Source organism: Streptomyces sp. 8L, from assembly GCF_020176795.1.
Classification (GTDB): domain Bacteria; phylum Actinomycetota; class Actinomycetes; order Streptomycetales; family Streptomycetaceae; genus Streptomyces.
In genome coordinates, this window is sequence record NZ_JAIUKE010000075.1 from 1 (window position 1) to 16900 (window position 16900).

15 protein-coding genes are annotated in these 16900 nt (G+C 72.3%); 7 read left to right on the plus strand and 8 right to left on the minus strand.

Features of this window, described 5'->3' with window-relative positions:
• The 3 genes from LCE31_RS08065 to LCE31_RS08075 all read right to left on the minus strand — a co-directional run.
• A partial coding sequence (locus LCE31_RS08065; protein ID WP_225013318.1) for an STM4014 family protein occupies window positions 1-829 on the minus strand: 829 nt, incomplete at its 3' end.
• Window positions 830-897: 68 nt separating this feature from the next.
• The gene (locus tag LCE31_RS08070; protein WP_225013319.1) at window positions 898-1845 is read right to left on the minus strand and encodes an STM4015 family protein; all 948 of its coding nucleotides are present in this window, start codon (window positions 1843-1845) and stop codon (window positions 898-900) included.
• 117 nt (window positions 1846-1962) lie between these two features.
• Window positions 1963-2892 (minus strand): carbohydrate kinase family protein, encoded by a 930-nt coding sequence (locus LCE31_RS08075; RefSeq protein ID WP_225013320.1) that lies wholly within the window; start codon window positions 2890-2892, stop codon window positions 1963-1965.
• Between the two features lie 340 nt (window positions 2893-3232).
• Here LCE31_RS08075 and LCE31_RS08080 point away from each other — a divergent pair, with 340 nt between their 5' ends.
• On the plus strand, window positions 3233-4405 hold the full coding sequence (locus tag LCE31_RS08080) for an MBL fold metallo-hydrolase (RefSeq protein ID WP_225013337.1): 1173 nt from the start codon (window positions 3233-3235) through the stop codon (window positions 4403-4405).
• Between the two features lie 510 nt (window positions 4406-4915).
• Complete coding sequence (locus tag LCE31_RS08085; protein ID WP_225013321.1) at window positions 4916-5737, plus strand: endo alpha-1,4 polygalactosaminidase; 822 nt, start codon at window positions 4916-4918, stop codon at window positions 5735-5737.
• Between the two features lie 161 nt (window positions 5738-5898).
• Here the strand turns inward: LCE31_RS08085 and LCE31_RS08090 are convergent, their stop codons facing one another.
• On the minus strand, window positions 5899-6363 hold the full coding sequence (locus tag LCE31_RS08090; protein ID WP_225013322.1) for a hypothetical protein: 465 nt from the start codon (window positions 6361-6363) through the stop codon (window positions 5899-5901).
• A gap of 192 nt (window positions 6364-6555) precedes the next feature.
• Here LCE31_RS08090 and LCE31_RS08095 point away from each other — a divergent pair, with 192 nt between their 5' ends.
• The 5 genes from LCE31_RS08095 to LCE31_RS08115 all read left to right on the plus strand — a co-directional run bounded on the left by LCE31_RS08095 (window position 6556) and on the right by LCE31_RS08115 (window position 11312).
• The gene (locus tag LCE31_RS08095; protein WP_225013323.1) at window positions 6556-7428 is read left to right on the plus strand and encodes an ABC transporter ATP-binding protein; all 873 of its coding nucleotides are present in this window, start codon (window positions 6556-6558) and stop codon (window positions 7426-7428) included.
• Entirely contained in the window at window positions 7425-8393 is a 969-nt protein-coding gene (locus tag LCE31_RS08100) for an ABC transporter substrate-binding protein (protein WP_225013324.1), read from the plus strand. The genes LCE31_RS08095 and LCE31_RS08100 overlap by 4 nt, the downstream gene beginning before the upstream one ends.
• 96 nt (window positions 8394-8489) lie before the next feature.
• Window positions 8490-10475, plus strand: coding sequence for an iron ABC transporter permease (locus LCE31_RS08105; protein ID WP_374118435.1), 1986 nt, complete (start codon window positions 8490-8492; stop codon window positions 10473-10475).
• Between the two features lie 362 nt (window positions 10476-10837).
• A complete protein-coding gene (locus LCE31_RS08110; RefSeq protein WP_225013326.1) occupies window positions 10838-11089 on the plus strand; it encodes a DUF6400 family protein in 252 nt (83 codons plus the stop codon).
• The gene (locus tag LCE31_RS08115; RefSeq protein ID WP_225013327.1) at window positions 11073-11312 is read left to right on the plus strand and encodes a hypothetical protein; all 240 of its coding nucleotides are present in this window, start codon (window positions 11073-11075) and stop codon (window positions 11310-11312) included. Before LCE31_RS08110 ends, LCE31_RS08115 begins: the two co-directional genes overlap by 17 nt.
• 265 nt (window positions 11313-11577) lie before the next feature.
• Here LCE31_RS08115 and LCE31_RS08120 read toward each other — a convergent pair whose 3' ends face one another.
• The 4 genes from LCE31_RS08120 to LCE31_RS08135 all read right to left on the minus strand — a co-directional run bounded on the left by LCE31_RS08120 (window position 11578) and on the right by LCE31_RS08135 (window position 16892).
• Window positions 11578-12444 carry an isocitrate lyase/PEP mutase family protein gene (locus tag LCE31_RS08120; protein WP_225013328.1) on the minus strand — a complete coding sequence of 289 codons (867 nt, stop codon included), beginning with the start codon at window positions 12442-12444 and terminating at the stop codon, window positions 11578-11580.
• 359 nt (window positions 12445-12803) lie between these two features.
• Window positions 12804-13946 (minus strand): cytochrome P450, encoded by a 1143-nt coding sequence (locus LCE31_RS08125; RefSeq protein ID WP_225013338.1) that lies wholly within the window; start codon window positions 13944-13946, stop codon window positions 12804-12806.
• Between the two features lie 196 nt (window positions 13947-14142).
• Entirely contained in the window at window positions 14143-15198 is a 1056-nt protein-coding gene (locus LCE31_RS08130; protein ID WP_225013329.1) for an MDR family NADP-dependent oxidoreductase, read from the minus strand.
• Window positions 15195-16892: a phytoene desaturase family protein gene (locus LCE31_RS08135; RefSeq protein WP_225013339.1), complete on the minus strand. Its 1698-nt coding sequence runs from the start codon at window positions 16890-16892 to the stop codon at window positions 15195-15197. The genes LCE31_RS08130 and LCE31_RS08135 overlap by 4 nt, the downstream gene beginning before the upstream one ends.
• Window positions 16893-16900 lie beyond the last annotated feature (8 nt).

The window sequence follows — 16900 nt, forward strand, 5'->3', positions numbered from 1 at the left end:
GCCCGCCGCGCGCCCCGCCCAGATGCAGGTTGGTCATGGGGGAGCGGCTGGTCCGTACGACGGCATGGGTGGCGCGGCCCGCGACCACGACGACCCGCAGGTCCGCGTTCCTGCCCTCCAGCGTGGCCTTCGGCAGCCACTGCTCGATGTGCAGACCGTCGGGCGCGAGCGTGTCCACGATCGCGGCGACGTCCCGCTCCGCCGTGTACGTTCGCACGCGCAGCGAGTTGAACAGGCGTCCCGACGCGTCGCGTTCGACCGAGGTGATCGCGCGCACCCGGCCCCGGCCCGCCGTCTCCACGGCGAGCACCCCGGACGCGGAAGAGCCGTGCGCGATCTTCACGAACGCCCGGCGCAGCCCCGCCGCCGCCATCAGCGACCGCACGTCCTGCCAGCCTCGCACCTCGGGCGCCGCAGGCCCCGAGGTCGGCGACGGGGGGACGGCCACACCGGCGCCGGCCAGCACACCGTGGCACAACCGCTTGTCGAACAGCACCGCCATCTCCGCCGGATCGTCCAGCAGCACCGCGCCGGCGTCGGCCGCGGCCCGGCCGAGGCCCCGTACGGCACGCGTCAGCCCCGCGTACCAGCGGGCGGTGCCCTCCACACGCGTCGGCTCCACCCCGCCCCGCAGCAGCCGGTCCACATGGGCGTCCTCGCCCGGCGAGTCCACGCGGACCGTGTCGCCGCCGGTGAACCCCGGCGCGGCACCGCGCAGGACGTCCGCCCACGGCAGTACCCGCGCCGGGGGCAGCCCCGCGGCCCGCAGGGCCGCCTGGAACAGCGTCACCCTGCGGCTGCCGGGAACGCCCACCACGACGGCATGCATCACACGGCTCCTCTCGGCACTCCTGACAGCGCTCCTCGCGCCCCTCATGACAACGGCCACCACGCGTGCTACTCGGACACCGCGACGTAACGGAAGTCCTCGTCCTCTCCTTCCTCGTCCGCGCCGGCCACATCGAGGTTCACCGCCACTCCGGCGCCGCCGAGCTGGGACATCAGGCGCTCCTGGAGGGGCTCGGATATGTAGTGGTGCGACAGGTCCAGCGTCTTCAGGTGGGTGAGCGGCTGCCCGGCCAGCAGCGCCTCCGCGCCCACGTCCCCGAGCGTGCCCAACGACAGATCCAGTGTCTCCAGCCGGGCGACGACCGGAGCGGACGCGCACGCGACGGCGATCTCGTCCTGCAACTCGCTGTTGCGCGGGGCGAGGTGGCGCAGCGCGGGGAACCGCTCGCCGGACAGGAAAGGCGCCAGGTCGTCGAGCCGGACCGTGGCTCCGTAGTTCTCGGTGCCCAGATACAGGTCGAGCCGCTCAAGCGCCGGAAGCGTACTCGCCCCTATGCCGCGCACCACCGAGGCGTCGAGACCACCGGCCTGGACCGTCAGAGCCCGCAGGGACGCGTGCTCGACCGGCGCGAACTCCAGTTCCGCGCCGCCCCGGACCGCGAACTCCTCAAGGAGCGGGAAGGCGTCCAGCAGCGGGGACACCTGCGTCTGGTGAATCCACGACACCTCGCACTCGTCCCCGACGATGTCGCCGATGAAGACGGCACGCAGTGCGGTCAGCTGGTCGCGGGCCGCCGCCAGGGTCTCGATCACCTCGTCCGGGCCCGATTCGTAGGCGTCGTTCCACATGCCCACGATCAACGCCCGCACCTGGGAGAGATCGACCGCCTCGGCGAACCGGGCGAACTCCTCGGCCCACGTCGTCTCCGCCCCGTACAGCTCGGCGCGGATACGCCAGGCGACGGACGCCGCGGGCGGCAGGGCCGCACCGGGCTCCGCCTCGGCGAACTCGAAAGCGGGCAGGCCGTGGAACACCTGAAGGTTGTCCAAGAACATGGCGATGGCTCCAGAAGACAGGCGGCCTCGAACGGCCGGCGACGTGGCGTTGCAGCTTTTCTACCAAGCCCCACTGACAACGCCCCCGCCAGGGAAGGCCCGTGCACCCGTGGAGGGTCAGCCGGCCTGCCCCAGCAGCTCGTCACGGCCGATCAGGGAGGCCGGGCCCGCGCCCGTACAGGCGTAGGCGCCGGCCCTGGCACCCAGCACGGCGCACTCCTCGAGGCCGCGTCCGGCGAGCCTGCCGTAGAGGAAGCCGCAGACGTACGCGTCGCCCGCGCCGTTGGAGTCGACCACCGGCCCGGGCGGCACCACGGCGGCGATCGGACGAGGCGTACGGCTGCCCTCCCGCGTCATCAGATACGAACCGCCCGCGCCCGCCGTCGCCACGACGACCTCCGCGCGCCCGTCCCGCAGGATCTCCTTCATCACCGAGGCGATCCGGCCGCCGGCCCCGGTCGCACTCAGGAACACCAGATCGGCGCGGAGCGCGAACTCCCGCTGGTGCCCGGAGAGTCCGTCCCAGTCGTGCAGGTCGGTGGAGACCGGAACCCCGGCCTCGGCGATATCGTCGAAGAGATGCCGCGCGAAGTCCACGACCGACAGGTGCACATGGCGGGCGGCCCGCAGATGGGGCAGGTAGAACGGGCGCGGCATCCTCAGGCCCGCGGGTTCCCGCGCGTCCTGGAAGGACATGCGCCGCCCTGTGCGCTCCACCAGGCTCACGGCCCGCCGGGTACCCGAAGGAGAGGTCAGCGCCTCGAAGTCCACGTCGCCCTCGGCGAGCCGGGCGCGCACCTGGGCGCCGGTCGCGTCGTCGCCCACGAAGTCCAGGAACTTCACGGTGAGTCCGAGCGCCCGGCAGCCGAGCGCCACGTTCCCGCCGGTGTGGCCGGGCCACTCGCGTATCGCGCTCACGTCGACCGAGTCGGCGAGCGGCACGGGCAGGGAGTCGACCCGGACCACGGTGTCCACACCACTGCCCCCGACGACCAGCACGTCGTGCGCCGCCCGGTCCGGTCCGTCGTCGCTCCGCTGGTCCGTCACAGTGTCCCTCTCGCGTCGGTGGCATCCCGCCCGTCCCGGCATGGTGACGTGCCGCAGTGAACCCGCAGACGACGTCATCTGAACGGCGAATCCCGACACCCTACTCACCGGGCCTTCGCGCCCCTCACCGGGAGACCCGGGCCGGAGCCGGGGCCGGACACTGCCGGGGCGCCGTGGCCGCGTGGCGGGGCGTACGGTCCGCGGGTGGACCGGAACGGGTCCCGGAGCGCGGGAATCTCCGGGGCTCCGGATACGTTCTGGTGCTGTGGAAAACTCCGGATATCCAGGAGGTGTCGTGCCAGGCACCGGCTCGTCCCCATCATCACGTTCCGTCCGCTCCATGCTGCGCGCCGGCCGGCCCGAGTCCTTCGGCGGCGAATCGACGGGCGAGCGCCTCGCGCGCATCCGCCGTTCACCGCATTTCGCCGACGGTACGTTCACGAACCCGGACGGGACCGCGCGCACCAGACCCTCGGGCTCGCCTCTCGACCTCGCGAAGACCTACCTAGAGAAGGACGCGCGCGCCAGACGCGCCCCGGCCGGCACGGTGCCCGTCCACCCCACCACGCTCGCCGACATCGCGAAGCCCCCGGTCACTGGGTTGCGGCTGACCTGGATGGGGCATTCCAGCGTGCTGGCCGAGATCGACGGCGCGCGCGTCCTGTTCGACCCGGTCTGGGGGCAGCGCTGCTCGCCGTTCAGCTTCGCGGGACCCAAGCGCCTGCACCCCGTGCCGGTGCCCCTCGCCTCGCTGGGCCCCGTGGACGTCGTGGTGATCTCCCACGACCACTACGACCACCTGGACATGCCCACCATCAAGGCTCTCGCCTCCACCGATACCGTCTTCGCCGTACCGCTCGGCGTCGGTGCCCACCTGGAGGCCTGGGGCGTCGCCCCCTCCCGCCTGCGCGAGCTGGACTGGCACGAGTCCACCGAGGTCAACGGCGTACGGCTGACCGCCACGCCCGCCCGGCACTTCTGCGGCCGGGGCATCCGCAACCGGCAGCACACGCTCTGGGCGTCCTGGGCCGTCGTCGGAACCGAGCACCGGATCTACCACAGCGGGGACACCGGCTACTTCACCGGATTCCGGGACATCGGCGCCGCACACGGGCCGTTCGACGCCACGATGATCCAGATCGGGGCGTACTCGGAGCACTGGCCCGACATCCACATGACGCCGGCGGAGGGTCTGCGCGCGCACCTCGACCTGCAGGGCGGCTCGCCGGCCGGGGTGCTCATGCCGATCCACTGGGGAACGTTCAACCTGGCCCCGCACGCCTGGGCGGAGCCGGGGGAGTGGACGAAGTACGAGGCCGAGGAGGCTGGTCAGGCGGCGGCCTTCCCGCGTCCCGGCGAGCCGTTCGAGCCGGCGGGGACGCTGCCGGTGGAGGCGTGGTGGCGGGCGGTGTCCGCTCCGCTCGCGCAGCCGTGGCGCCGATCCCCGTCGTCCGTGGTGGACCCGCTGCCGGACGCGGTGCCGGCCGAGCCGGATTTCGCGGGCGAGCGCTGAGGCGGTTCCGCACGGCTCTGCACGGCTCCGCACGGCCAGGAGGCGTCCGCGGCGTGGGCCGGCCCCAGACGGGGTCGGCCCACGCCGCGGTCACCAGGGTTACGGCGACCACCGTCGAAGGGCAGGCGCGGTTGATAAGACCCGCCGCCCGGGCCATGCCGGTCCTCGCGGGCCGTGCCGGGCGGCGAACGGTGCCCGTGCGGCAGCCGGTTGGGCCCGGACCGACGGGATGGCTGCGTACCCGGCACATGCGGCGGAAGGGCCGTCGCGCGCCCGGCGGACAGCGGGCGACGTTGCGCGATGATGCTCAACTTCGCCCGGGCGCAAGCAGTTGCGCGCTCTTGACACGGTCGTACGTGCTCGATTTACTCCATCACGTCGCCGATCGTCGTGCGGCGCAGAGGTACGCCTAGCCGGTAGTTGGCCTTGTGCCCGAGCCCGGACTGAGTCGCCAGGATCACTGTCTGTGTCCGAGGCGGGGACGTACCCCCCACCACATGGAGCTCGTTGATGAGCCTGAACTCCGTTCGTCACCGTAGATCTCTGGGTTTTGCCGCGGTCGCCGCGGCGGCCCTCGCCGCCTCCGTCCTCTCCCCGGGCGTCGCCTCGGCAGCATCGAGCGGCGTCACCCTTCCCCCCGTGCACGCCGGATTCGACTACCAGATCGGCGGGGCATACACCCCGCCCGCCGGGGTCGACGTGGTGAGCCGTGACCACACCGACTCCCCGGCCGCGGGCAAGTACAACATCTGCTACGTGAACGCCTTCCAGGCGCAGCCGGGTTCCGAGGACGACTGGGGCTCGAACCTGCTCCTGCACGACGCGAACGGCGACGTCGTCTATGACGACAACTGGGGCGAGGCGCTGCTCGACGTGAGCACCGCCGCCAAACAGAAGGCCGTCGCGGCGAAGGTCGACGCCTGGATCGACGACTGCGCGAGCAAGGGGTTCAACGCCGTCGAGCCCGACAACTTCGACAGCTACACCCGTTCGGGCAAGCTGCTGACGAAGGCCGAGGCCCAGGCCTACATCAAGCTCCTCTCGGCGCACGCCCACGAGAAGGGCCTGGCCATCGCGCAGAAGAACACCTCCCAGCTGTCCGCCAACCGTGTCGCCAACGGCCTCGACTTCGCCATCGCCGAGGAGTGCGGGACGTACGACGAGTGCGGCGACTACACCGACTACTTCGGTGACCACGTCATCGTGATCGAGTACACCGCCAAGGGCCTGACGAAGGCCTGCTCCGGCTGGGGCGACGAGCTGAGCATCGTGCGCCGCGACCTCGACGTCTCCCCTGCGGGCAGCAAGGGGTACGTGCGCGAGACCTGCTGAGTGGACACCGGGTCCGGTGCCCGCGGGCACCGGACCCGCCCGGCGGACGCCCGTTGAGGCGGAGCCCGACGGCGTTCGCAGTGCGGTACGCCCCAGCGCCGCGCGGGCCCGCGTACGGTCCCTGCATGCTCAGCGGCGGGTCCGCGGGCAGCGCGCCGGGTTCAGGCGCGGCGCGCGGACGCCGCGAGGGCGCCATAGGTGGTCAGGCCGTACAGGAGGTGCGGCACCGCGTCCGTGGCCCAGTCCTTGCCCGACCAGGTGCCGGGATCGCTGACGCCGAGGCGCGCCATCGGGACGTCGCCGGCCGCCATTGCGAGAGCTCCGGTCACCATCCCGCCCAGCCAGAGGGGCGGACGGAGCCCGGCCCGGTGGAGCACGGCCATGAGGGCGCCCGTCCCCGTCCCCACCGCGATCCCCGACAGGGCTCCGAGCCCCGTGAGCCGCGCGTCCCGGCCGGGTGAGTCCGGCACCGGGTGGCCGGCCCGTGCCGCGATCCTGTCCACCATCGTCTCGGGCGCGCTGCTGGACGGCCTCTCGCGCAGGGCCATGTCGGCGTAGGTGACGGCGTTCAGAACGGTCGTGCCCGCGGCCCCCGCCAAGCAGCCGCGCAGGATGCTTCGGATCATGCGCTGCCGGGTTCCCGGCGCCTCTCGGGTGAAACCGCCGACTCCCAACCGCCTCGGTCAGGCCGCAGGCGGCCGGGCTCGGGACGGGACGACAGAGTGCCGCGGTGTGACGGCCCGGTCCCGGAAGGGAGCTGCCACCGGCGGCGGGGCCCCACCGATCAGCCGCACTAAGGTTAGGCTAACCTTCACGTTGTGAAATCGGTTCAGACGGCAACGGAAGCCCCGAGGCGGCGCGGACACCATCTCTCCGCGGTCGGTGTCAGCGTGGCGTACGAAGCGGACGACGTGCTGCACGACGCGGACCTGCGGCTCGCGCCAGGCCGGGTGACCGTGCTCGTCGGCCCCAACGGCAGCGGGAAGTCCACACTCCTGCGTGCCGCGGCCCGGCTCCAGCGGGCCAGGCGCGGCGAACTGGTCCTGGACGCTGACACCGGGCGTGCCACGGACGGACTCGCCCTGGGAGCAAGGGAGTTCGCGCGCCATGTGGCCCTGCTGACGCAGGGCCGCCCCACACCGAGCGGACTCACCGTCCGCGATGTCGTGGAGTTCGGCCGCTACCCGTACCAGGGGCGCTGGGGCCGTACCGATCCCGACGCGACGGCGGCCGTGGACCGGGCGCTCGCGCTGACCGGGGCCACCGGCTTCGCGGAGCGCGCCGTGGACCAGCTCTCCGGCGGGCAGCTTCAGCGGGTCTGGCTCGCCAGTTGCCTCGCCCAGGAGACCGGAGTGCTGCTGCTCGACGAACCCACGACCTATCTGGACCTGCGCTACCAGGTCGAACTCCTCGACCTGATCCGCGACCTCGCCGACGACCACGGCATCGCGGTCGGGGTGGTCCTGCACGACCTGGACCAGGCCGCGGCGGTCGCCGACCGGATGGTCCTGCTCGCCGAGGGCCGCGTCCAGGCCGACGGCGCACCCGCCGAGGTCCTCACCCCGGAACGCCTCACCGCCGCGTACGGCATCCGGATCGATGTGACCACCGACCCCCTCACAGGCCACCCGCGCACCCGCGCGATCGGCCGCCACCACTCCAGGAACGAAAGGCACCACCCCTCGTCATGAGACGCCTCCTCCTCACCGCAGTCGCCGCCACGACCGGGGTGCTCGCCCTGGCCGCCTGCGGATCGACCCAGCCCGCGGCCGACGGGTCCACGCACACGTCAAAGAAGATCACACTCACCGACGCCACCGGCGCCCGTGTCACACTGGACGGTCCGGCGAAAAAGGTGGTCTCCACCGAGTGGTTCGTCACCGAGGACCTCGCCTCACTCGGCGTCAAGCAGGCAGGCGCGGCCGACGTCAAGGGCTACCGCCAGTACGACTCCGCCGTACCGCTGCCCAACACCCCGAAGGACATCGGTACGCGCGGCGAGCCCAGCATGGACACCGTCGCCTCGCTCGCCCCCGACCTGATCATCGCCACCACCGACCTCTCGTCCTCCGCGATCGCGCAGCTCAAGAAGGTCGCCCCGGTCCTGGAACTGCGTTCCGCCAACGCCGCCGACCAGATCGGGCAGATGAGGAAGAACCTGGACACGATAGCCAGGGCGACCGGCCGCACTCCCGAGGCGACCGCCCTGGAGAAGAAGTTCGACAGCACACTGGCGGACGGCAGGAAGCGGCTGTCCGACGCCGGACTCGACGGCACCGACGTCGCCTTCGCCGACGGCTATGTCGCCTCCAACCAGGTCACCATCCGCCCCTTCACCTCAGGCTCCCTCTTCGGCACGATCAACGGGAAACTGGGCCTGAAGAACGCCTGGACCGTCAAGGGCGACAAGGACTACGGCCTGGCCAGTACGGATGTGGAGGGCCTGACCAAGCTCGGCAAGGACACCCGCTTCGTCTACGGCAGGGGCGCCGACAACCCGTTCGACGGGGCGCTCAGGAAGAACTCCGTGTGGAAGTCGCTGCCCTTCGTCAAGGCCGGTCACCTCTCCACGGTGAAGAACGGCATCTGGAGCTTCGGCGGCTACGGCTCGTCGATGAGCTACGTCGGCGCACTCGTCGACGCTCTGGTCAAGTGACCTGTGAACGCGCCCACTCCGCCACTCGCCGCCCGCGGTAGCGTCCCCGCGCCCGTACGGTCCCCGGGCGGGGGAGCGGCCGGGGCCGCGGCCGCTTTGACCGCGGTCGTCGTGGCCCTGGCCGTCGTGGACATCACCCAGGGCACCGCCCACGTCGGCGCGGCCGACGTCTGGCACGCCGTCACCGGCCGTACGGGCTCCTCCGACACCGCGGTGCTGGTGGCATCGCGGCTGCCCCGTATGGTGGCCGGGCTCCTGGTGGGTGGCGCGCTCGGCATGGCCGGCTCGGCGCTCCAGGCCGTCAGCCGCAATGTGCTCGCGGCCCCGGACACCCTGGCCGTGAACGCGGGCGCCTATCTGGCGCTCGTGGGCCTGACCGTCACCGGTGTCGCGGTGCCCTTCCTCGCCGCGTCCACGGCCGCGTTCGCGGGCGGCCTCGCCGCGGCGGCGGTGGTGCTCGCACTGTCCGGGCTCGGCGCGGGCACGGTCCGGCTGATCCTGGCCGGCAGCGCGCTGGCCCTCGGCCTGAGCTCGGTCACCGACGCGCTGATCCTGCTGTTCCCCGAGCGCACCGAGGGGCTCTACCAGTGGGGGCAGGGCGGCATCGGCCAGAACGGCTTCGACGGTGTGGCCCAGATGGCGCCGGTCGTCGTCGTGGGTCTGGCCGGCCTGTGCCTGCTGGCGCGGAAGGTGGACGCGCTCGCCCTCGGCGACGACGCGGCACGCGGTGTGGGGGTGCCCGTGCGCGGTACCCGCGTCACGGCCGTGGTGCTCGCGGCGCTGCTGTCCGCCGCTTCGGTGTCCCTGGCGGGTCCCATCGGTTTCGTCGGTCTCTGCGCGCCCGCCCTGGTACGGCCGCTGGCCCACCGCTTCCGCGGTCTCGTCCGCGCCAGGACCCGTATCCCGTTCACCGGCCTGACCGGCGCCGCTGTGGTGCTCGGTGCCGATGTCGCGCTGCGGGCCGTGGCCGGCGCCGACACCGCGGTGGCCGTCCCCACCGGCACCGTCACCAGCCTGGTCGGCGCGGTGTTCCTGGTGGTGATGGCGCTGCGCAGCCCGGACACCGGGGACTCGGCCGCGCCCGACCGGCTGCGGCTGCCGGGCCGCGGTGTGTTCGCGCTGACCGTCGTCGTACTCGCCGTGGTCGCGGTGGGAGTACTGATCGCGGCGGTGCTGCTGGGCGACAGCACACTGCTGCTCGGTGATGTCGTCAACTGGCTGACCGGGCGCGCGGGCCGGGCCGTCTCGCTGATCCTGGACACACGCGTCCCCCGCGTGCTGGCCGCGCTGCTCGCGGGAGCGGCGCTGGCGCTGGCCGGCACGATGGTGCAGGCGGTGACCCGCAACCCGCTGGCGGAACCGGGCGTGCTCGGTGTCTCCGGCGGCGGTGCGCTCGGCGCGGTACTGCTCACCACCACGGTGCCCACGGCCGGCTCGTGGGGCCTGGCCGGCGCTTCCGCGGTGGGTTCCGCCGTCGTGGCCGTGCTGGTCTTCGGGCTGTCTGCGCGGTCCGGGTTCCACCACAACCGGCTGGTGCTGCTCGGAGTCGGTGTGTCGGCGGCGACGACAGCCCTGATCGGGCTCCTCATCGTGACCACCGACCAGTTCAGCGCGACCAAGGCGCTGATCTGGCTGTCCGGCTCGACCTATGGGCGGACGTTCCCCGACATCCTGCCGCTGGCGGTGGTGCTGGTGATCGGCGCTGCCATCGCGGTCGTCCGGCGCAGGGAGCTCGACCTGGTGTCCCTGGACGAGGACACACCACGGCTGCTGGGGCTCCGCCCGGCCAGGCAGCGGCTGCTGTTCCTGGTGCTGTGCGTGCTGCTCACGGCCGCCGCCGTCGCGGAGGCGGGCACCATCGGCTTCGTCGGCCTCGTGGCGCCGCACGCCGCCCGGAGCCTGGCAGGCCGCCGCCACGTCAGGGTGCTGCCGGTGGCGATGCTCCTCGGCGCGGTGCTGGTCTCCTTCGCCGACCTGCTGGGCCGTACCGTCATCGCCCCGGCCCAGATCGGGGCGGGCCTGGTGACGGCGGTGGTGGGCACCCCGTACTTCATCCGGCTGCTGGTACGGGGCCGCCGCTGACGGGCGACGGCCACCGGGCGACGGCTACCGGGCGCGGCGGGATTCCGCCGGGAAGGGCGCAGGGCCGGCCCGGGCCCCTTGGCCTCCCCGGACCCCTTGGCCTCGCCGGGCCTGGCGGCCCGTTCCGCCCCGTGGAACAGGCCGTGAAGTACGTCATAGTGCCGCCGGGCCCCGAGTCGGTCCCGCACGGGGCGTCGTCCGCAACGGCCCGCCCGTATCCGCAGATCCGGGAGTGCTCCGCCGGCGGCCGGGGCGGTGCTCGGGCCCGGACCGCCGCCCCGCGACTTAGGTCACCCTTCCCTGTCGCCGCGCAAGCCTGCTACAGATGGTGGTGTAGCTGCCAGTACACCGGAAGTCTCGCCATGAACCAGGACGACCCCGCCGCGCTCACTCCCTTCACCATCGACCTGACCCTCGACGAAGTCCGCCGACGGACCGAGGTCATGGCCGCGCTCGGGCCCGGCTGGGACCCGGTGGCCGCCCTCCGGGGCGAGGACGAGGCCTACGCCCTCCTCTACTCCGGCCTCGACGCGGAGCAGCAGCGCACCTACGACATGCTGGTGGCGGCCGGTGTTCTGCCGGGGGAGGGGCCGGGCCGTGCGACTGCCCATTGACCCGCAGGCGGACGACGGCCGCCGCGCCTGGGTGGCCTGCCCCGTCTGCGACGACGCCCGCCACTGCGCGACCTGCGCCAGCAGCCGCAACTGCTTCGAGCACTGGCGCTATCTGATCTCCAGCAAAGGGCCCGTCGTGCATCTCCAGTGCCCGCGGTGCACGCACATGTGGTCGCTGAACACGCGCCCCGGGGTCGCGGGCCCCGGCGACCGCTGCTCCTGACACCCGCCGTGCCGAGCCCTGGGCCGTAGCCCCGCAGAGGCCGGGCGGGCCGCTGCGGAAGAGGAGCCGCCCCTCCGCCCGAGCGACCTCACAGAGGTGCCGTCCGTTCGCGCGGTGCGGCCTGGGGCCCCACGCCCGAGGAGCCCGACACATCCTGTTCCACGACGCCCCCGCCGCCGTCGTGACCACTGCCCGCCGTGCCCTTGCTCGGCGGGCCCAGCACGTTCAGCGCGGCCACGCATGCCGTACGGGGCCCCGCGGCCGGTCAGGAGGTGGCGAGCTGCGGCTCGGCCGGGTGATGCCTGCTGATGTTCTTCTCCAGCAGCTCCGTCGCGGCGCGCACGCCCACGGAGCCGGGCGCCGAGAAGTCCGGGAGCCTGCCGTCGGACTTCTTGAGCTCACGGAGCGCCGTGTCGATGGCGGTGTGCGCGGCGAACAGGCACGGGGTGCTGTAGATGGCCACCTGGCATTCCAGGTCGGTCAGTTCGGACAGCGACAGCCGGGGGGACTTCCCGCCGGCGATCTGGTTGAACAGGAGCGGCTTGTCGCCGATCACCTTGCGGATACGGCGAATCCACTCGGCGCTGCGCACCCCGTCCACGAGGACGACATCGGCGTCGGTCTCCGCGAGCGCCTGCGCGCGGCGCAGGATCTCGTTCTCCTCCGTCGCGTCGGTGCGGGCCACGACGACCAGGTCCCGCCTGCTGGCCAGCACGAGGTTCAGCTTCTCCAGGTACTCGTCGAGAGGCAGGATGATCTTGCCGTCGGCGTGGCCGCACCGCCGCGGTCGCTTCTGGTCCTCCAGGATGACACCGGACGCTCCGATCCTCTCCAGTCTCTGCACCATGTGGCACGCGACCTCGGGGTCCACGTAGCCGTCGTCGATGTCGACGAGCAAGTGATGCGCGGGAAAGGCCAGACGGAGCCTCTCCACGAACGCGGCCATGTCCGGCCAGGCGATGAAGCCGATGTCGGGGAGGCCGTAGTGGGAGGCGGCGAACCCGAATCCGGACACGAAGAATCCGTCGTAATGCTGGGCGGCGAGCGACGCCGAGTACATGTCGTAGATACCGATGAGGGGTGTCGTCCCGGGTGAACGGACCTGGTCCCGCAGCCTGCTTCCGTAACGCATGGGTGTCTCCTCGCGTGTGACCTGCCACCTGTGACCGGTGAACGGCCGGGAATGGGTCGAGGCGCCCGGCCGCGTGGCAGCGCGGGCCCGGCGGCCTTGGATGCTGGTCGGTGAAGGGGGCGCGCCGCGCTGCCGGTTCCCTCGTCGCACGGCGGACCGGCGCAGCGCGAAGGACGGCACAGCGGCGTTGCGCGCGCAAGCGCGAGATCCGTGAATCTCTTGCGGGCACGGGCATATCTATACCGTCATGACCATTCCTTGACCCGCAGACACACGGAGGGGATTCGCCCGCCGTCGAGCCACCGGCCGCGCCGGCCCCCGAGTTGTCGTGCGGATACCCCGGCATGCCCCCGGCGCCGCTACCAGGCCACCAGAAGACGTGCAGGGCTGCGTGATGTGGTGCCGAGGCGCCAGTGGACGGCCTCGGGTGGTTCCGCCAGGCGCAGTCCGGGGAACCGGGCCGCCATGCGGCACAGGGACAACTGGATCTCCAGCCGGGCCAGCCATGCCCCCAGGCAGTAGTGCGGTCCGGCTCCGAACGACAGGGTGGGGGCCTCCAGAGGTGCGAACAGGTCGTCCGCCGTCCGGGCCGGGAAGACCGCCGGGTCGCGGTTGGCCATGCCGCAGTCCGCGAGGACCACCGCGCCGGCCGGGATAAGGACCCCGCCCACCTCGACGTCCTCTGACGCGCGGCGCGCGCTTCCCCGGTCGTCGCCCAGCGGGATCAGATGGATCAGGCGGTCGGCCGCCGTACCTGCGGCTTCCTCGTCGGACGCGAGGCGCGGCCAGTCCGCCGGTCTCTCACCGAGCAGATACAGCAGCGAGTTCCCGAGCATGGTCATCGTGCTGTCGTGCCCGCCCACCACCAGCCCGCAGACTAGGCTGACCAGTTGGGCCCCGGGGATGCCGCCCTCCGCGTCGGCCGCCGCCACCAGGCTGCTGACCAGGTCGTCCCCGGGCTCGCGGCGCCGCGCTCGCAGCAGGTCGGTGCCGAACGCCATGAACTCGGCCAGGGCGGCGCCCACTTCGCCGGCGTTGTGGGAGCCGTCCGAGAAGGCGTGTTCACTCCAGTGCCGCAGCCGTTTGTGCGCCGAGGAGTCGAGCCCCATGAGCCGGCTGATCACGGCCAGCGGAAGCGGCAGTGTGAACTCGGCGACGATGTCCACCGGCGCTTCCCGGTGTGCCAGCTCGTCCAGCAGCGCGTCCACGATCGCCGCGATCCAGGGGCGCCACCTCGCGACGGCCCTCGGTGTGAAGGCGCGGCGCATGGTACGGCGCAGGCGCAGATGGCTGGGGCCGTCCTGGTTGAACATGAGGTCCGGGTTGTTGACGAGGTCGGGCACCTCGGAGAGAGGCGGCGCGTCCGCCGCGTACAGCTGGGCGCGGCCGAACCGGCTGTCGCCGAGGACCTGCCGCACGTCGGGGTACCGGCTCACCAGCCAGGCCGGAGACCCGTCGGGCAGCGAGACCGGCCCCGGCGGTCCCGGCGCGTCGAAGGCCATGCGGTGGAGCGGGGGCAACGGCGGCTGCTCGCGGGCGGCGCCGTCGGGGACTGCGGCGGACACGGTACCTCCTGGGTGTGCGTGTTCGACGTGGCGGATGCGGTATGACGGCCCGGTGGGCGGACGGTGTGACGTCGCGGACGCTCCCCGGCGCCGGGCCGTGAGGCACCGGGTGCCGGGGCGGTTCGCCGGCCCGTCACAGCTCGACCAGTACCTTGCCCAGGTTGGCCGCCCGGTCGTGGTAGAGGCTCCCGTAGGCCGTGGGGATGCTGTCGAAGCCGTGGTGGAGTGTGTGGTCGCAGACGACCTCGCCCCGCCGGACCCGGCCGCCCAGATCGGTGTGGAGTGCCTGCCAGTTCTCGTCGGTGAACCACTCCAGGGAGAAGATCCCGCGCACGGTCGTACGCGGGAACATGATGTACGGCAGCAGCCGGGGGCCCACCGCGTCCCGTCCCACCTGGGTCGCCCACTGCCAGCAGACGGCCACCCGGCTCCCGACGTTGAGCATGGAGAACACCGCGTCGGTCACGGCGCCGCCCAGATTGTCGAAGTAGCGGTCGACGCCGTCGGGCGCCGCCGCTGCGAGAGCCTCCCGCGCGCTGTGCGTGCCGTCTCCCTGCCGGTAGACCACCACCGCGTCGAAGCCGAGGCGTGTGAGGTACTCCGCCTTCTCCGGGCTCGACGTCGTCCCGACCACGCGGGCGCCCGCGAGCCGGGCCAACTGGCCGGCCAGGCTCCCCACGGCCCCCGAGGCTCCGCTGATCACCACGGTGTCGCCGGGCTCCGGCGCGAGGAACGTGCTGAGCGTGCCCCAGGCCGTCATGCCAGGACCGCCCATCGAGCCGAGCGCCGTCGCCAGCGGCAGTGCCTCGTCGTACCAATCGGCGTCGAGCCGCCGGTACGCGGGAAACACCATCGGGAAGGTGCCCGTCTGCCAGAGCGTCGCCTCGCCCGTGCTGATGAGGTGCGACCGCCAGCCCCCGAAGCCCTGCACGAGGTCGCCCGGCCGGTGGGCGGCGAGCGGACCCGCCTCCAGCACCTCCATGATCGAGTCGGCGCCCATGTGCCCGCCGAGCGGGGTGTCCAGCGCGATCCCCTGGAGGTAGGGGTCGACCGACACATAGAGCGTTCTCAGCAGCATCTCGTCGGCCGCGAGGTCCACCGTGAGGTCCTCGACCACCTTCTCGTAGACGCGGTCGACGTCGGGTGGGCCCTCGACGTGCGCGCGGACCACCCAGGTGCTGACCTTCATGTCGTCTCCATCTCCAGGCCGGCGGGCTTCCGCTCCGGCGGGGCAACGAGGCCGGGACGTCGTGGTACCGGGATGACGAGGTGGGTCGGCGGCGGCCCCGACTCGTCGACGGAGGCGGTGAACTCCCTGCCGTCGTCGCGGCAGACGAACTGCATGACATGCCGGCCGGCCGCCGCGGCGCGGATCAGGCCGCCCGTGGTGGCCCAGACGCCCGACAGGTAGAAGTTCGCGAGGCCCGGCAGGCCCGGACCGTGCTTCTTGACGAGCTCCTCCAGGGTCTCCCCGCTCTCCACGAACGGCTGCCAGCCGAGCACCGTGCCGTCGTGGTTGCCCGTGTACCTGACCTGGGTGAGCGGACTGGACACGTCGCGCACGACGATCGCCTCCCCGATGCCGGGGAACCGCTCGTCGAGGAACCGTACGAGCGCGGTGCGCGCCCTCCGTTTGGCCGCGTAGTAGCCGCGGCCGTGCCGCACGGGAAGCGTGTGGAGCTCCTGCCCGCCCCGGGTCCTGGTCAGCTGCTCGGGGCCCTCGTCCAGGGCGCGCCAGGGCGCGATGTCGCAGAAATACGTCGCGTAGACGACGGTCGTGCCCCTGGGGGAGAGCTCCGGGTAGTGGCGGTCGCGGAACTGCACGTTGATGCTCGGGTGGCGGATGCCGGTCAGCTCGGCCGCCTGCGCGTCGCTCAGCAGGTATGTCGTACAGGGGTCGCCCTCGGGGAACGGCCGGGAGAGGCCGAGGAAGAGGGTGAAGTAGCCGGGGAAGACCATGCCCGGCTCGTGCAGAGTCCTGGTGTACAGCCGCCGGTAGGCGTCGTTGAGATACCGGCCCCCCAGGAGCCTCAGCATCGTGGTGGGGCCGTCGCAGGCCGACACCACGATGTCCGCGCGCAGTTCACGCCCGTCGCTGAGGCGCACGCCGACCGCCCGGTCGTTCTCGACGAGCACCTCCTCGACCTTGGTGTTGTACGTCACCCGGCCGCCGAGCCCGCGGTAGCGCCGCTCGATCGACTTCGCGAGACCGAGCGATCCGCCCTCCGGCACCCCCGCGGACAGGTTCGCGTGCGAGGCGAGCTGGAAGTGGGTCGGCAGGACGGGGAACGCCGGGTGCCGCTCGTAGAGGACATAGTTGAACGCCTGGCGCAGCAGCGGGTCCTTGAACTTCGCCGAGTAGTCGGACATCAGCACCGAGATCGACTTGCGGACGGCGTTGACGTACGGGAGGAACGACGCGAGCATGCGCCAGCGCTCCACCCGCCCCATCAGGCCCACCGGTTTGAGGAAGGGATAGACGGCGAGCGCCCGGCGGAAGGCCCGCAACTGCCGGCAGAAGTCCCTGATCCGTCGCGCGTCGGCCGGGGAGAGCTCGGTCAGGTGGGCCTGGAGCCGGTCCGGGTCGGAGTAGAAGTAGACCGCACGGCCGTCCTGCCCGCGCACGATGTTGAAGACGTCGAAGTGACGCACCTCCTTGCCCTGCAACGCGCCGAGCTCCAGCCAGATCTGGTGCATCTCGTTGCCGGGACCGCTGCCCAGCAGCCAGCTCACACAGGCGTCCAGGGTGAAGTCCCCCCGTTCCCAGGCGGTGCAGCAGCCCCCGGGCGTCTCGTGCATCTCCAGTACCTGGGTGCGGTAGCCGTTCATCTGCGCGTAGGCGCCGGTGGAGAGGCCGCCGAGCCCCGCACCGATGATGATCATGGTTTCCC

Coding starts and splice junctions, on each gene's coding strand:
- LCE31_RS08070 (WP_225013319.1), bottom strand. CDS start 1,845: ATGTTCTTGGACAACCTTCAGGTGTTCCACGGCCTGCCCGCTTTCGAG.
- LCE31_RS08080 (WP_225013337.1), top strand. CDS start 3,233: ATGCTGCGCGCCGGCCGGCCCGAGTCCTTCGGCGGCGAATCGACGGGC.
- LCE31_RS08085 (WP_225013321.1), top strand. CDS start 4,916: ATGAGCCTGAACTCCGTTCGTCACCGTAGATCTCTGGGTTTTGCCGCG.
- LCE31_RS08090 (WP_225013322.1), bottom strand. CDS start 6,363: ATGATCCGAAGCATCCTGCGCGGCTGCTTGGCGGGGGCCGCGGGCACG.
- LCE31_RS08100 (WP_225013324.1), top strand. CDS start 7,425: ATGAGACGCCTCCTCCTCACCGCAGTCGCCGCCACGACCGGGGTGCTC.
- LCE31_RS08110 (WP_225013326.1), top strand. CDS start 10,838: ATGAACCAGGACGACCCCGCCGCGCTCACTCCCTTCACCATCGACCTG.
- LCE31_RS08120 (WP_225013328.1), bottom strand. CDS start 12,444: ATGCGTTACGGAAGCAGGCTGCGGGACCAGGTCCGTTCACCCGGGACG.
- LCE31_RS08125 (WP_225013338.1), bottom strand. CDS start 13,946: ATGGCCTTCGACGCGCCGGGACCGCCGGGGCCGGTCTCGCTGCCCGAC.
- LCE31_RS08130 (WP_225013329.1), bottom strand. CDS start 15,198: ATGAAGGTCAGCACCTGGGTGGTCCGCGCGCACGTCGAGGGCCCACCC.
- LCE31_RS08135 (WP_225013339.1), bottom strand. CDS start 16,892: ATGATCATCATCGGTGCGGGGCTCGGCGGCCTCTCCACCGGCGCCTAC.